The following is a 13,514-nucleotide window of genomic DNA, read 5'->3' on the forward strand; positions in this document are numbered from 1 at the left end:
GGGGTCCTTCGGCGGGCTGCGGAGTGGCGGGCTGCGGGCTGCGGAGCGGAGCGGGTCCGGTCGGGAAAGGGCCGGTGAGGAGCGAGGTGCGCGGGCTGTCAGCGCACGTCGACGGCGCGCGGCCCCGCGCCGCGCTCCAGGTACCAGCGCGCGGTGCCCACCACGCCGTACGCGCGGATGCGCCGGGTGGAGTTCTGCACCACCATGTCGCGGCGGCGCACCACCGCCGTGGTGTGCCGGCGGACCCTGTTGAGGAACGCCCGGTCGGTGGGTGAGGGCCGCCGGGGCATGCCGCCGACGGCGAGGTAGAGCTCGGCGGTGATCGCCATGTTGTTGCCCGCGTGCATCCGGTACGGGGTCAGGTAGCCGTGTCGGCGGCGGTGCGCGGGCCGGATCCGGCCGAAGAAGGCGCCGAGCGCGACCAGTGCCAGGAACACCGCGCGCCCGGCCGGGCCGTGCTCGTCGTGGCGGGCGGCGACCCGGCCGCAGACCAGCCCGCCGGAGGCGACCAGCCCTGCGCGGGCCGCGGCCGTCCAGCCCGGTTCGGGCAGGCAGTCGGCGTCGGTGCGGGCGAGCAGGGTGGCGCCGTGGGCGATGGCGTACCGGAAGGCGGTGTCCACCGCGGAGCCGACGCCCTTCTCCCGCTCGACCACCACCTCGACCGGGAACGGCGCGTGGGCGGCGAAGGCCCGCACCAGGGCGACGGTGCCGTCGGTGGAGCCGTTGTCGGCGACGAGCAGGGTGAAGTTACGGTCGCGCTGGCCGGTGAGGGCGCGCAGCACGCCCTCGATCCGGGCCTCCTCCTGGTAGGCGGGGACCACCACCCACAGGTCGGTCCTCACGAAGCCTCCCAGACCATGGTCATGAGGCTGACGCCACCGCCGAGACCGATCAGCAGCACCTTCTCGCCAGGCGCCAACGTGCCGCGTATTCGGTCGAGTTGCACGCCCAGCGTGGCACTGGCCACGTTGCCGAGTTCCGGCACGGTCAGGACCAGCTTCCCGGCCGGCACCCCGGTCAGCTCGACGAAGCGTTCCAGGTAGGGGATCGTCACCTGGTGCACCAGCACCCGGGCGTAGTCGTCCCAACCGAGACCGGTGCGGGCGGCGAGCCGGGCCAGGGCAGCGGGACCGATCTCCTCGAAGATGCCGCGCAGTTCCTTGCCGCCGCCCCGGAAGTAGCTGTACTCGTCGCCGCGCGGGTGGCGGGAGCCGCCGCCGGGGATGCCGCCGGCCGGCCAGTGCTCGGAGGCCGTCTCCGTCCCGACGTCGAGGATGCCGCCCCGCTCCACGGCCTCGACGACGACGGCCGCCCCGGCGTCGCCGAAGGTGTAGCCGGCGAAGCCGTCCCGGAACTCCGCCGGGGAGGACGGCGTGCGGAGCATGGCCCGGCTGGGTGTCTCGCCGGTGACGACCAGGGCACGCCGGGCCCGGCCGGCCAGGATCATCGCGCGGGCCAGGTCGATCCCGTTGAGGAAGCTGTTGCAGGCGTTGCTGACGTCCAACGCGTGTGCACGGGTGCCGAGTTCGGCCTGCACGATGTGGGCGGTGGCGGGCTCGCACACGTCCCGGGTGGCGGAGGCGAACAGCAGCAGGTCCACGTCCTGCGGGCGCAGTGCACGGGCGGCGAGGGCGCGTCGGGCGGCGCCGACCGCCAGGGTGGAGGCGTACTCGCCGTCGGCGGCGAAGTGCCGGGTGCGGATGCCGGTCGCCTTCTCGAACATCCGCTCCGGCAGGGCGAGTCGGCCGCCGGCGGTGACCTCGTCCTGGAGCTGCTGGGAGGTGAGCCGGCGGGCCGGCAGGTGGGAGCCGACGGCGGTGATGCCGATCCTCGGTGTTGCTGCTGTGTGCATGCCCCCATGCTCCGGCGGCACGACCGGGCCGACCTGAGTACGGGTACTCAGGCCGGCCCGCCGGGCTACCCGATCACGTCTGCGCAGATGGACGGTGGACGGTTGCCGGGACTCCGGCGCGTGCAGCACCCGTGGTGCCGTCACCGGTCCGGGTGGCTACTCGCCGCAGCGGCCGACCAACTTCGCGTTACAGCCCCGCCGAGACCCCGAGCCCTGTCATGATCGGCATGTTGCGTCTCGTAGATCCTCGATCCTCGGAAAACAGGAGTGGCTGTGGCAGAGCGGCAGAACGGCACGGTGAAGTGGTTCAACGACGAGAAGGGCTACGGCTTCATCACCCCGGAGTCCGGAGCGGACCTGTTCGTTCACTTCCGGGCGATCCAGGGAAGCGGCTTCAAGTCCCTGGTTGAGGGCCAGAAGGTGACCTTCGTGGCGGTCCAGGGCCAGAAGGGGCTCCAGGCCGACGAGGTCCAGGTGGTGGGGTAGTAGCAGTTCCTCCCCTTCCTCCCCCGGGCCCCGGTCCGAACGGGAGATGCGGGAGATGCGGGAGATCACGCCCTGGGCGGCCTCCGTTCGATCGGGGCCGCCCAAGCCGTTCTGAACGGCTGGCCGGCTCGCCGGGCGGTCAGCCGCCCGACGTCTCGACGGTCCTCAGCCGCGCCGGGTGCCGGCCGGCCGGTTGCGGTGGCGGCCGACGGTGCCGACGCGTTTGAGGGTCCGGACGATCGGGGCGGTCTCGACCGTGTCGATGCCCGGGAGGGCGCCGAGACGGTCGGTCAGGTAGTCGTACAGGTACTCGTCGTCGGGGCAGAGGACGGCGGCGAGGAGGTTGGTCCGCCCCGTGGTGGCGGCGGCGTAGGCGACTTCGGGGTGTTCCGCCAGGGCTGCGCCGACGGCGGCGAGGTGCGAGGGCCGCACCGACATCCAGATGGCGGTGGTGGTCGGGCTGCCCAGTAGCCGCTCGTCGACGTCCACGACGAAGAAGAGCGCTCCGGCCGCGCGCAGGTGGGCGATCCGGCGGCGCACCGTCGACTCGTGGCAGCGGGCCTCGGCGGCCAGCGCCGCGTACGTCGTACGGCCGTCGCGGGCCAGCGCGGCGAGCAGCGTGTGGTCGAGGTCGTTGAGCTCGGTGAGCCCGGTGGGCTCCAGCGACGGCGCCCAGGACGGCGACGACGGCCGGGCGTCGGAAGGCGGGAGCCTCGGGGGTGGGAAGGCAGGCGGCGGGAACGCGGGGGCGAGCGCGTCCCGCTGGTCCTGGTCCAGCGCGCAGGTCAGGGCGCCCCAGGTGGTCGGGCCGCCCTTGAACAGCCGCAGCACGCGCTGCGCGGTGATCGAGGTGACCCCCGGGAGCCGGTCGAGCAGTTGCACCGGCGCGTCCTGGGCGCGGTCGCGGTGCGCCACGAGATGGCAGATGATCTCGGTGGCGCCGGAGGCGAGCTGGACCCACCGCGTGTCCTCCCGCGCGGCCAGGGCCCGGGCCAGGCCGAGCGACGCGCCGGGGGCGGACTGCAGTCGCAGCGCCCACACGGTCTGCCCGACGGGCCGGGGGTTGAGCCGGCCGATGACGCGCAGCCCGGCGCTCTCGCGCAGCGCGGCGTAGCGGCGGGCGACGACCTGCTCGGAGACGCCCAGCACCGAGGCGATCCGGCGCAGGGGGGCGCGCCCGTCGATCTGCAGGGCGTGGATCAGCCGGAGATTGAGGGATTCCACGGATCCAGACCCTACCCGGGGCGGTATCCGGCACCTACGTCCGGACTCGTTGCGTCCGCTCGCGGCCGATCCGGATCATCGGTGCGCAGGCCGACGCGGCGCCTGTCCGCGCGGAACTGCGATCCCCGTGACGGCCGCGCCGAGGCTCGGCCGCCACCCGCGAGGAAGAGGAGGAGGGGAGATCCGGGCACACCACCCGGCTCCCCGACGACAGATGAGCACATTCCGTGATCTTCGGCATTACATCGACCACCTGACCGAGGCCCTCGGGAAGGACGAAGTCCTCCAGATCGACGGCGCCGACCGGGACCTGGACATCGGAGGCATCACCGAACTGCTGGCGGAGCGGGAAGGCCCCGCCCTGATGTTCGACAACATTCCGGGATTCCCCACGGGGTACCGGGTGTTCACCAACTTCATGGGGACGCCCGCCCGCACCGCGGTGGCGCTCGGGCTGCCGCACGACACCCCCAAGCTCGACATCGTGCGGGCCTGGAAGGACCTCAGCAAGCGGATCGAGCCCGTTCCCCCGGTGGAGGTCGCCACCGGCCCGGTCCTGGAGAACGTCCTGGTCGGCGAGGACGTGGACCTCGGGATCTTCCCCACCCCGCGCTGGCACGACAGGGACGGCGGCCGCTACATCGGCACCGCCTGCATGGTGATCACCCGCGACCCCGACAGCGGCTGGGTCAACGTCGGCACCTACCGGGCCTGCGTCCAGGGCCGCGACCGGCTGTCGCTGTGGATGCTCGGCAACCGGCACGCCAAGGCGATCGCCGAGAAGTACTGGGCGCGCGGCCAGACCTGCCCGATCGCCGTGGTGGTGGGCCAGGACCCGATCCTGTCGACCGCCGCCGCGATCGCCGCACCGTCCGGGATGTCGGAGTACGACCTGGCGGGCGGGCTGCGCGGGGAGGGCGTCGAGGTCCTGTACGCGCCGGGCAGCGAGCTTCCGATCCCGGCGCACGCCGAGATCGTGATCGAGGGCGAACTGCCGCCGGTCGAGGAGGAGTCCGTCCTGGAGGGCCCCTTCGGGGAGTGGACCGGCTACTACACGCACTCGGGCCAGGAGACCGTCGTCCGGGTCACCCGGATCCTGCACCGCGACGACCCGATCATCCTGGGCGCCCCGCCCATGCTGCCGACCATCCCGGCCGGCGACCAGGCCGTTCCGCTCTACTCGGCGTCGCTGACCTGGGACCACCTGGAAGCGTCCGGCGTGCAGAACGTCAAGGGCGTGTGGGCCTACGCCCGGCAGCTCCTGATGGTCGTCTCCATCGAGCAGACCGGCGCGGGGGACGCCATGCACGCGCTGCTGGCGGCGGCCGGGCGCAAGCGCACCGGCGGCATGGAACGGTACTTCGTCGTGGTCGACGAGGACATCGACATCACCGACATCAACCACGTCCTGTGGGCGATGTTCACCCGCGTCCACCCGACCGAGTCCATCCAGGTCCTGCGTGCGCCCACCACCGCCATCGACCCCCGGCTCGCACCCGACAGACTCGCCACCGGCGACCTGTCGATGGGCATCGTGCTCATCGACGCGTGCAAGCCGTTCGCGTGGAAGGACCGGTACCCGGCGGCCAACCGCGTCGACCAGGCCACCCGCGAGCGACTGCGCGAACGCTGGGCGGGCGTCCTGGCGCTGTAGCCCGCCGGGGGCGGTGAGGGAGCAGCGGCGCGCCCCCTCCCTCACCCTCCCCTCCGGCCCTTCCCCCCTACGCCAGGAGCACATTGTGTCCGCCACACCCCCCACCACACCCCCCGCCACCCGCCTCGTCATCGGAGTCACCGGCGCCACCGGCGCCCCGATCGCCGTCCGCCTGCTACAGGTCCTGCGCGAGGTACCGCAGGTGGAGACCCACCTCGTCCTGAGCACCTGGGCCCGCTCCACCATCGAGGTGGAGACGCCCTACAGCGCCCGGCGCTTCGCCGAACTCGCCGACGTTACACACAAGTTCGGCGACCTCGGCGCCACCATCTCCTCCGGCTCCTACCCGGTCGCGGGCATGGCCATCGTCCCGTGCAGCATGAAGACGCTCGCGGCCGTCCGGCACGGCATGGCCGACAACCTCATCGCCCGCGCAGCCGACGTCACGCTCAAGGAACGGCGCCCACTGGTCCTCGTGCCCCGGGAGACACCCCTCAACGAGATCCACCTGGAGAACATGCTCGCGCTCTCCCGGATGGGCGTACGCATCGTCCCCCCGATGCCGGCCTTCTACGACATCCCGAACGGCATCGGCGACCTCGTCGACCACATCGTCATGCGCATCCTCGACCAGTTCGACCTCCCCGCAGGCACCGCCGACATCGCGGAACGCTGGCAGGGCCTGGCCGACACCCGCCGCCACCACCCCTAGCATCGCGCGGCACACCCCCCCCGCTACGAAACACCACAGCGCTGGTCGCAGCCACCCACGTGTGGCCGCGACCAGCGCTCTTCGGAATCAGTCGAGGATGGCGTCGATCTCCACTTCAACGAGCCATTCGGGATCGATGAAACGTGAAACCTCAACGACGGTGCAGACCGGACGGACCGACGCGAACCGCTCCCCGTGCGCTCGCGCGGCCTCCTTCCAGCGCGTCACATCGGTGAGCATGAGACGGGTCCGCACAACGTCCCCCAACGACGCCCCCGCCTCCTTCAGCGCGGCCTCCGCAATGTCCAGACACCTGACAGTCTGGGCGTACACATCGCCCTTCCCCACCGTCGTCCCACCGTCCCCGATGGGAGCAGTCCCCGCGACTGCAACGTGTGACCCCTTGCGGACTGCCCGGGAAAAGCCGATCTGAGGTTCGAGAGGCGAGCCGGAACTGACTATCTGCCGATGATCCATCGCACCATGCTCCCAGAGCACCGCACATCTGAAAACAGGCCCTCCACCGGGCACTTCGCCCCTGAAGCAGCCCGTCCCCACGCGTGCGGGGCCGATAAGGTCGCTGGTCAGCCGGTGTCGGTATCGAACGAGCAATCCCCGCGCGTGCGGGGCCGATTCGCCGGTCTCCGGGTCGGTGGCCTTGCGGACCGAACAATCCCCGCGCGTACGGGGCCGATTCTCCGGCCTGCTCCTGCACGTACCCCTCGGGGGAGCAATCCCCGCGCGTGCGGGGCCGATCGCCTGCTGACCCTGGACGAGGTGCTGGGGGCGGAGCAATCCCCGCGCGTGCGGGGCCGATTCGCGGTGGCAGCGCAGGACCAGGACAGCGCCAGAGCAATCCCCGCGCGTGCGGGGCCGATGCTTCGTGACCTGCGGGTTTATCGGCGGGAGCGGGCTGAGAGGATCAGTCCGTCGAAGTCGACGGGCTTCCAGCGGTCCTTGCCGGCGGTGCGGACGGTCCAGCCCTGTTCGTTGGTGGCGGCTTCGACGAGGACGGCTTGGCCGTCGCCGATGCGGGTGGCGAGGAGGTCCCAGAGGCGGTCGCGGATGCGGCGGCTGGGGGTGCCGACGAAGACGCCGGCGTTGACTTCGACCATCCAGCGGGTGAGGTGGCCGCGCAGGCCTTCGGGGGCGGCGATGAGGATGATGACGGTCATGGGCTGTCCGTGTCCTGGGTGAACTCCGGGCCGATGATGGCCAGGTGTTCGTCTCCCATGCCCGGGTCGGAGACCGGGGGCGTCGGTGTGCCTTCCGTCCCGGACCAGTTGACTCCGCCCTGGACCGTGCCGACGCGTTCGTCCCAGAGTTCGTTGACCTCGACGTCCGGCATGTCGGTGCCGTCCGGGCTGAGGAGGGCCTTGACGTCGTGGACGATGCGGCCGAGCAGCTTGTCCTGGGCGATGCGGTCGCGCAGGCCGAGCCGGGCGTCGCGTTCCTCGGCGTGGCCCTGCTTGGCGAGGTCGAAGGCGAGGGGGATGGTGTATTCGGCCTTGTAGAGGTCCGCGATGTCGAGGACGAACGAGGTCGCCAGGCCGGTGTGGACGAAGCCGAGGCCGGGGCTGGCGCCCAGGCCGGTGATGACCGCGTGGCAGATCCCGTAGAGGGCCGCGTTGCCGGCCGACAGGAGGCGGTTGAGGTCGTCGCCGGCGGCGTAGGCGTCGCCCGCCTTGTAGACCCGGCCGTTCCAGGGGACGCCGGTGCGCCGGGACTCGGCCTGGTAGAGCTTGCGGATACGGGCGCCCTCGCGGCCGCGCAGTTGCTGCATGGTGGCGGCGCTGACGTCCTCGCCGGGAAAGCGCATGCGGTACATGGTCCGGGCGACGGCGAGGCGTTCCTTGGTGCGACTGACCAGCCAGGCCTGCCGGTTGAGGAGGGCCGCACCACGGCTGGGGCCGAGTCCTGCGGCGTACATCCGCACGCCCTGCTCGCCGACCCAGCACACGGTGGTGCCGGAGTCGGCGAGCAGGTTGACGGCGCCGTGGGTGATGCGGGTGCCCGGGCCGAGGAGCATCACGGCGACCATGGCGGCCGGGACCCGGACGGTCTCGCGCTTGTTGATGACGACGACGGCGTTCTCGTCGCGGTCGATGTGGCTGCGCTCGACGTAGACGCTGGAGACGCGGTCGGCGAGGCGGTGCAGGTCGTGGGGGTGGGCTTTCCACCAGATGTCGGCCATCGGTCAGTGGTGTCCGGTCGACAGCGGGGCGAGGGTGAGCAGGCCGCAGCCGTAGGCCTTGGAGGGGCCGATGCCGCCGAGGAGGGCGGTCTGGAGGAGGCCTGGGTCGGTGATGCGCAGCCGGCCTTCGAAGGTGGCGGTGGTGAGGGTGACCGGGGTGCGGGTGCCGGGCTTGGTGAAGGTGCTGCGGCTGCGGTCGGTGATCCGGGCCTCCCGCGCGGGCTGCTGCGCCTCTGCGGGGGTGTCCGAGGCTGACGGTTCGAGGCCCGGTGCCGCGCTATCGGTGCGCGCTTCGGGGGTGGTGAAGCCCCAGCGCTGGGTGCGTTCGAGGAACCAGGTGAGCTGCTGGGCGGCGGTGCGGTGGGCCATGCGGTAGGAGCGGTGGTGGAGTTCGGCGGCGGTCTTGGTGCGGTGGGGGCTCGTCTTGGTGGGCTTGGAGGTGTTCTGGACGGGGCTGGCCTTGAGGCGGAAGGCGAACTCGCGGCCGACGGCGAGCTGGGCGAGCAGCGGGCTGTAGTCGCGGACCGCGTAGTGCTCGCCTTCGGCGTCGGGCCAACCCGCCTGTTCGACGATGTGGGTCCAGTCGGGTTTGGAGGGGGTGAGGACCAGCAGCGTGGGGCGGCGCGGGTGGTCGGTGTCGAGGCGCCACAGGATCCGGTCGCCGGGGGCGACGTCGGGGACACCGGCTGTGACGGCGCCGTGCAGGGCGCGGGGGTTGGCGAGCAGGGTGCGGCTGGCGGCGCGCAGGGGGTTGATGCGGACGCGGGAGAGGTAGGTCATCTGGTCACCAGCCCAGCAGGGCGAACGGGTCGTGGCCGCCGGCCGCAGTGGCCGGTTGGGCGGTCGTGGTGGGCGGGGTGGACGCGGCAGACAGGGCGGACGGGGCGAGGCCGGTGGGGACGTTGAGCCAGGCGTGGCGGATCCGCCGGGTGGTGAAGCCGCGTTCGCGGGGCGCGAAGGAGCGCGGGACGTCCTGCGAGGTGTCGTCGCCGGCCGGGTCGTCGAAGGTCGCGGCCAGGTCGATCCGGTGCGGCGAGAACGGATCCGGACCGCGTTCGGCCCGGCGGCGGTAGGCGGCCTTGACGGCGGTGCCCGCCTGCCAGGGCTCGTCCGCCAGCACGTCCTCCAGGGCTCCGGTGCGCACGGCGCCGAGGGCGATCGGCTGGGTGGGGACGCAGGAGCGGCGGCCGAGGGCGAGCGGGAAGGCGGGGCGGCGGATCGCCTCGGCGAGCGTCGCGACGAGGCCGGCCGGACCCTGGACGGCGGCGACGAACACCGCGTCCTGGAGGTAGTAGCGGTGGGTGACGTGGGTGTCCTTGGCCGGGGAGGTCGGCTTCTGGATGCCCTTGGCGTTGACGCCGCTCTGCGGCAGCGGGCGGCCCCGGTAGTCGCTGACGGTGTGGTAGTCGCGCAGCAGCGTGCCGGTCTGGTCGATGCGCACGCCCAGGCGCAGGCCGACCAGGCCGGTGATGTCCGCTTCGCGGGGAAGTCCGGCGGCGGCGGCGAGCAGGCCGACGACGCCGGACTTGGTCGGCTGGGGCGGGGTGTCGCGGCGGTTGAAGGCGCTGCGGTCGCCCCAGGACTGGAGCGGCCCGGCCAGGCGCAGGACGAGGACCGCCTGGTCCTCCGCCTGCTCCGGGGCCGGTGCGGGGGTGGTGGTGGGGGTCTGGTCGGCGGGCATCAGTTGTCGTTCACCCGCTCGGTGAGGGCGGTGCGCAGGCCGTCGCGCAGCTCGGTGAAGGTGCGGTTCGCGCCGAAGGCCTCCGCCAGCTGCTGCGCGGGCTCGTCGACGCCGGTGTCCGCACCGAGGGTGTGGCAGATGCCGACGTACAGCGGGCTGTCTCCCCACTGCTCGGTGGCGGTGGCGAACTCCACGGCGAGACGGCGCGCGGACTCGGCGACGATGCCCCGGCTCGCCGGGACGGGGTTCTCGTAGGCGGACACGAGGTTCACGGGCTGGTCGGCGCGCACGACGACGGCCACCAGGCTGGGGCGGGTGCGGTGCGCGAAGGAGTTGCCGTAGCCGGTGGGCATGGACCGGGCGAAGGAGTCGACGAACAGGTCGACGGCGTCGACGGCGGCCTTGTCGTCGCCGAGGTTGCCGCGCAGCTGGTGCAGGCCCACGGTCGCGTAGCGGTAGAGGGTGGCGGAGTTGAAGCCGATGGTGCCGATCATGCCGGCGCCGGTCTCGTCGGCGGTGTTCTCGTCGTCGACGGCCGTGTAGTAGTCGAACTCGAGTTCGGTGGCATGGGTGGAGATCGCGTGCGCCACCTGGGTGGCGGCGTCGACGTTCAGGCCGGGGATGTCGGCGACCATCCGGCCGAAGAGCGCGACGTCGGCCGGGTGGCCGCTCTGCAGCTGCTCCTTGACCGGCAGGGCCTTGACGGCCTCGTCGAGGGCCTTGGCGTCGAGGGCGGCGAGGTCGGCGGCGGTGTCGGCGACCAGGTCGACGATGCCGTCCAGCTGGCGGCGCCCGTAGAAGAGCAGGTAGGCGGTGTCGCCCTCCTTCTTGCCGGCGGAGATCCCGGTCGACTTGATCAGGGCGTCGGCGATCCGCTGCGCGTCCTCGGCCTCGATGCCGGTGCGCTCGGTGATGCCCTTGGCGAGCTGGGCGGCGATCCGCTTGGTGCGGGTGGCGAGGTCCTGCCGGTCGCGGCTCTCGGCGAAGTGGATGCGGGTGGCACGCTTCCAGGCCTGGGAGGAGACGCGCGAGCGGCGCTTGCCGCCGAAGTACGCCTCCTTGGGGTTGCCGTTGTCGTCCCGGTTGAGGTTGGCCGGCGGGACGGTCTGCAGGATGTGGACGTCGATGTAGAGGCGGGCGGTCATGCGCTTCTCCTCGGGGGTGGTGGTGCCGGCGACGGGTGCGGCGGGGGGTGATCAGCTGTCGGCGGGCGTCTTGTCCTTCCACGCCTGGTAGCCGATCGCCCACTTGAGGCGGACCTGCGGGCGCCGGTCGGTGCTGTGCCAGGCCTGGATGTCGGCCATCAGGTGGCTGTAGTCCAACGGCTGTGTGATCGAACGCAGTTGGGTGATCAGCCCACGTAGGTGGACCAGCAGCGCGGACACGCTGGTGGCGCCCGCGAGTTGCGCGACCCGGGTGTCGAGCGCCTCCTCGCTGACCTTGCCGCTCCGGCGCAGCACTCGCAGCGCCTCCCCGAGCTTGACGCCACGGCGGTGCATCGGCTTGGACTGGCTCTGCTGGTGCAGGCCGTAGAGGGCCAGCGCGGCGTGCTCGGCCTTCTGCTCGTCGGAGACCTCGTCGCGCAGCGCGAGGACGTCGTTGACCTCGCAGCTGTAGAGCGGCCACATCTTGGGGCTGTCCATGACGGGACGCCCGAGGCCGGAGCGCAGGGCCGCCAGGTCCTCGCCGGGCGGCCGGCGTGGTTGCTTGGTGCGGGGGTCGTACCGCCAGTTGTGGTCGGGGCCGGTGAACTCGTCCCAGTACCGGCGCCGTCGGGCGGCGGCGGCGTTCCCAGTCGCAGCGGTGTGCTCAGCGGCGGCGGTGTGCTCAGCGGCAGCCGCGGCGGTGTGCTCAGTCGTCAAAGTCCGCTCCGGGGTCGTGGTCGAGGGCGGGGCCGGTCTCGGTCGCCCGCGCGGCGGCCGCTTCCCGTAGGGCATCGGCGTACCGGGGAAGGATCTCGTCGAGCCGGCGCCGGAAGTTGGCGCCCGCGGTGCCGAGCCTGTAGGTCTGCGTCTTGCCCGCCTTGCCGCCCTGGCTGATCGTGCGGCCGCCGAAGGTGGTGGCGGGTGCGGCCAGCAGGAGCGTGTTCGCCGCGTCCCACGCCTGGCGGTGGGCGAGTTGTTCCCATGCGAGCCGGCCCCGCTCCAGAGCCTCGTCGTCTGCGCCGGCGGTGCAGACGCCGGCGAGCAGGCGGCGCACCAGGGGGTCGAGGGTGTGCAGGAGGAGTTCGCCCGGTCGCTGGCCCTTGTCCCAGGGGATGGGGTCCGTTCCGGCGGCCCGGCGCAGGTCGGCGGAGAGGTTGCTGACGGCCTGGGCGAGTCGTTCCGCCTGCTCGGCGACGTCCAGGAGGAGCAGTTGGGCCTCGCTGTCCTGCTGGAGGGCGAGCAGCGGCAGGGGGATGGCGTCGTGGATGACGTCCTCGACGATCGCGGACTGGGTGCCGTAGACCATGCCGAAGGTCTCGACCTGCAGCGGGTAGTCGGCGGGGAGTTGGTCGTCCTCTTGCAGGGCGCTGATCTGGTCGAGCAGGATGCTGGTCTCGAAGCCGCCGTCGGGGCCCTGGCGAGTGGGCGTGAGAAGGGCCTCCAGACCGCGCCAGGCGGCCTTGCCCTGGGTGTGGCGGCGCGGCCTGCGCTCGGGCAGGGCGGAGGCGGACTTCTTGGCGGGGGCGGTGAAGGTCCAGGCGGTGTGGGGCTCCTGCTCGGGCATGGGCGTCAGCCGGTCCCCCGCGCTGATGACGACCCGGGCCACCTTCAGCTGCCCGGCCTCGTCCTGGTGCGGGATGAGGCGGATCCGCCGGGCCTGCCAGGTCCACAGGTCGAGGAGGCCTTCGGCCGCGCGGGGCTGCCAGGCGGGGCCGTGCGGGGCGCGTTTCCACTGCGGGAGGCCGAGGTTGTCGGGCGGGGTGAGCGGAAGGTTCAGCAGGAGGGTCTCGTACAGGGTACGCCCGGTGGGGATGATGACGCCGAGCTGGCCGAGCGGGCCGGTGGGGTTCCCGGTCGTCTTGCCCGCCTTGACCTGGTCATCACCGACGACGCCGGTCTTGATCGCCGCGGTGTCCCAGCAGTGGGCGTGCACGAGCCAGTGGGCGGCCTGCGCCGGCGTCAGGTCGAGCGGATCCGCGTCGGTACGGGTGCCGAACAGCGGGACGTTGTTGCCGCTCGCCGCGGTCGCCACCAGGGCGGCGGAGCCCTTCGTCTCGTCCTTGGCGGTGCGCAGCCCGGCGACCTGCCCGAACGGGGCGGCGGGGTCGAAGAGGTCGAACTTCGCGTGGTGATCGGAGAGGTAGGTCTCCAGGCTGCCCAGCTCGCCCTTCGTGAATCCGCCCCGGGTGAGCCGCTCACCCTTCTCCCCGGGGTTCCGGGGCGCGCCGGTGGCGTCGGCGACGACGGGCAGCAGGACCTGGCGCAGGACGGCCGGCAGCTGGGTGGAGAACTCCACGACGAGGCCCTCGAACTCGTGGGCCCGGGCCAGGGCCTCAGCGATCCCCACCTGCACGGGGGGCCCGCCACCGACGGGTCGTACCGTCAGCCACGGTTCCTCGACAAGGTTGTACCCAGGCATGCGCTGATCTCCCAACTAGCCATGTTTAGCTTGTTGCTGATGCATCGTGGCACCGGCGGATGCCTGTTGTGGGGTGAATGCTTGAATTGCCCCCGGCCCCGCGGCTTCGGTGCGCGGGGATGGCCCATGGCCGTGTTTTCCGGCCCA

14 protein-coding genes and 1 CRISPR repeat array are annotated in these 13,514 nt (G+C 72.3%); of the genes, 3 read left to right on the forward strand and 11 right to left on the reverse strand.

Annotation, left to right across the window (positions count from 1 at the left end):
- Positions 1-98: 98 nt before the first annotated feature.
- Together ACIP37_RS20540 and ACIP37_RS20545 are read right to left on the reverse strand one after the other, a co-directional pair.
- Positions 99-842, reverse strand: coding sequence for a glycosyltransferase (locus ACIP37_RS20540; protein ID WP_363583373.1), 744 nt, complete (start codon positions 840-842; stop codon positions 99-101).
- Complete coding sequence (locus ACIP37_RS20545; protein WP_363629976.1) at positions 839-1,852, reverse strand: 3-oxoacyl-[acyl-carrier-protein] synthase III C-terminal domain-containing protein; 1,014 nt, start codon at positions 1,850-1,852, stop codon at positions 839-841. Before ACIP37_RS20545 ends, ACIP37_RS20540 begins: the two co-directional genes overlap by 4 nt.
- A 273-nt stretch (positions 1,853-2,125) precedes the next feature.
- On the opposite strand from ACIP37_RS20545, the gene ACIP37_RS20550 reads away from it, so the two are divergent.
- Entirely contained in the window at positions 2,126-2,338 is a 213-nt protein-coding gene (locus ACIP37_RS20550; protein ID WP_363583369.1) for a cold-shock protein, read from the forward strand.
- A gap of 165 nt (positions 2,339-2,503) precedes the next feature.
- On the opposite strand, the gene ACIP37_RS20555 is transcribed toward ACIP37_RS20550, so the two are convergent.
- The gene (locus ACIP37_RS20555; RefSeq protein ID WP_400808406.1) at positions 2,504-3,562 is read right to left on the reverse strand and encodes an Lrp/AsnC family transcriptional regulator; all 1,059 of its coding nucleotides are present in this window, start codon (positions 3,560-3,562) and stop codon (positions 2,504-2,506) included.
- 214 nt (positions 3,563-3,776) lie between these two features.
- Between ACIP37_RS20555 and ACIP37_RS20560 the strand changes: the two genes are divergently transcribed.
- Positions 3,777-5,216 carry a UbiD family decarboxylase gene (locus ACIP37_RS20560; RefSeq protein ID WP_363583365.1) on the forward strand — a complete coding sequence of 480 codons (1,440 nt, stop codon included), beginning with the start codon at positions 3,777-3,779 and terminating at the stop codon, positions 5,214-5,216.
- An 85-nt stretch (positions 5,217-5,301) separates the two neighbouring features.
- Positions 5,302-5,928, forward strand: coding sequence for a UbiX family flavin prenyltransferase (locus ACIP37_RS20565; protein WP_400808409.1), 627 nt, complete (start codon positions 5,302-5,304; stop codon positions 5,926-5,928).
- 87 nt (positions 5,929-6,015) lie between these two features.
- Here the strand turns inward: ACIP37_RS20565 and ACIP37_RS20570 are convergent, their stop codons facing one another.
- The 8 genes from ACIP37_RS20570 to casA all read right to left on the reverse strand — a co-directional run bounded on the left by ACIP37_RS20570 (position 6,016) and on the right by casA (position 13,367).
- A complete protein-coding gene (locus ACIP37_RS20570) occupies positions 6,016-6,405 on the reverse strand; it encodes a RidA family protein (protein WP_363378571.1) in 390 nt (129 codons plus the stop codon).
- 68 nt (positions 6,406-6,473) lie between these two features.
- Positions 6,474-6,806: direct repeats of the CRISPR family, unit length 28 nt; unit sequence GAGCAATCCCCGCGCGTGCGGGGCCGAT.
- A gap of 18 nt (positions 6,807-6,824) precedes the next feature.
- Positions 6,825-7,103, reverse strand: coding sequence for a type I-E CRISPR-associated endoribonuclease Cas2e (gene cas2e, locus ACIP37_RS20575; RefSeq protein WP_400808413.1), 279 nt, complete (start codon positions 7,101-7,103; stop codon positions 6,825-6,827).
- Positions 7,100-8,122 carry a type I-E CRISPR-associated endonuclease Cas1e gene (gene cas1e, locus ACIP37_RS20580; RefSeq protein WP_400808416.1) on the reverse strand — a complete coding sequence of 341 codons (1,023 nt, stop codon included), beginning with the start codon at positions 8,120-8,122 and terminating at the stop codon, positions 7,100-7,102. The genes cas2e and cas1e overlap by 4 nt, the downstream gene beginning before the upstream one ends.
- Before the next feature lie 3 nt (positions 8,123-8,125).
- Positions 8,126-8,902, reverse strand: a complete 777-nt coding sequence (gene cas6e, locus ACIP37_RS20585) for a type I-E CRISPR-associated protein Cas6/Cse3/CasE (RefSeq protein ID WP_400844201.1) — start codon at positions 8,900-8,902, stop codon at positions 8,126-8,128.
- Between the two features lie 4 nt (positions 8,903-8,906).
- On the reverse strand, positions 8,907-9,803 hold the full coding sequence (gene cas5e / locus ACIP37_RS20590) for a type I-E CRISPR-associated protein Cas5/CasD (RefSeq protein ID WP_400808421.1): 897 nt from the start codon (positions 9,801-9,803) through the stop codon (positions 8,907-8,909).
- Positions 9,803-10,948: a type I-E CRISPR-associated protein Cas7/Cse4/CasC gene (gene cas7e / locus ACIP37_RS20595; RefSeq protein ID WP_400335241.1), complete on the reverse strand. Its 1,146-nt coding sequence runs from the start codon at positions 10,946-10,948 to the stop codon at positions 9,803-9,805. Before cas7e ends, cas5e begins: the two co-directional genes overlap by 1 nt.
- Positions 10,949-10,999: 51 nt before the next feature.
- A complete protein-coding gene (gene casB, locus ACIP37_RS20600) occupies positions 11,000-11,665 on the reverse strand; it encodes a type I-E CRISPR-associated protein Cse2/CasB (protein WP_363629960.1) in 666 nt (221 codons plus the stop codon).
- On the reverse strand, positions 11,655-13,367 hold the full coding sequence (casA, locus tag ACIP37_RS20605; RefSeq protein ID WP_400808426.1) for a type I-E CRISPR-associated protein Cse1/CasA: 1,713 nt from the start codon (positions 13,365-13,367) through the stop codon (positions 11,655-11,657). Before casA ends, casB begins: the two co-directional genes overlap by 11 nt.
- Positions 13,368-13,514: the final 147 nt, after the last annotated feature.

The sequence above is a fragment of the Kitasatospora sp. NPDC088861 genome (assembly GCF_044750105.1).
Classification (GTDB): domain Bacteria; phylum Actinomycetota; class Actinomycetes; order Streptomycetales; family Streptomycetaceae; genus Kitasatospora.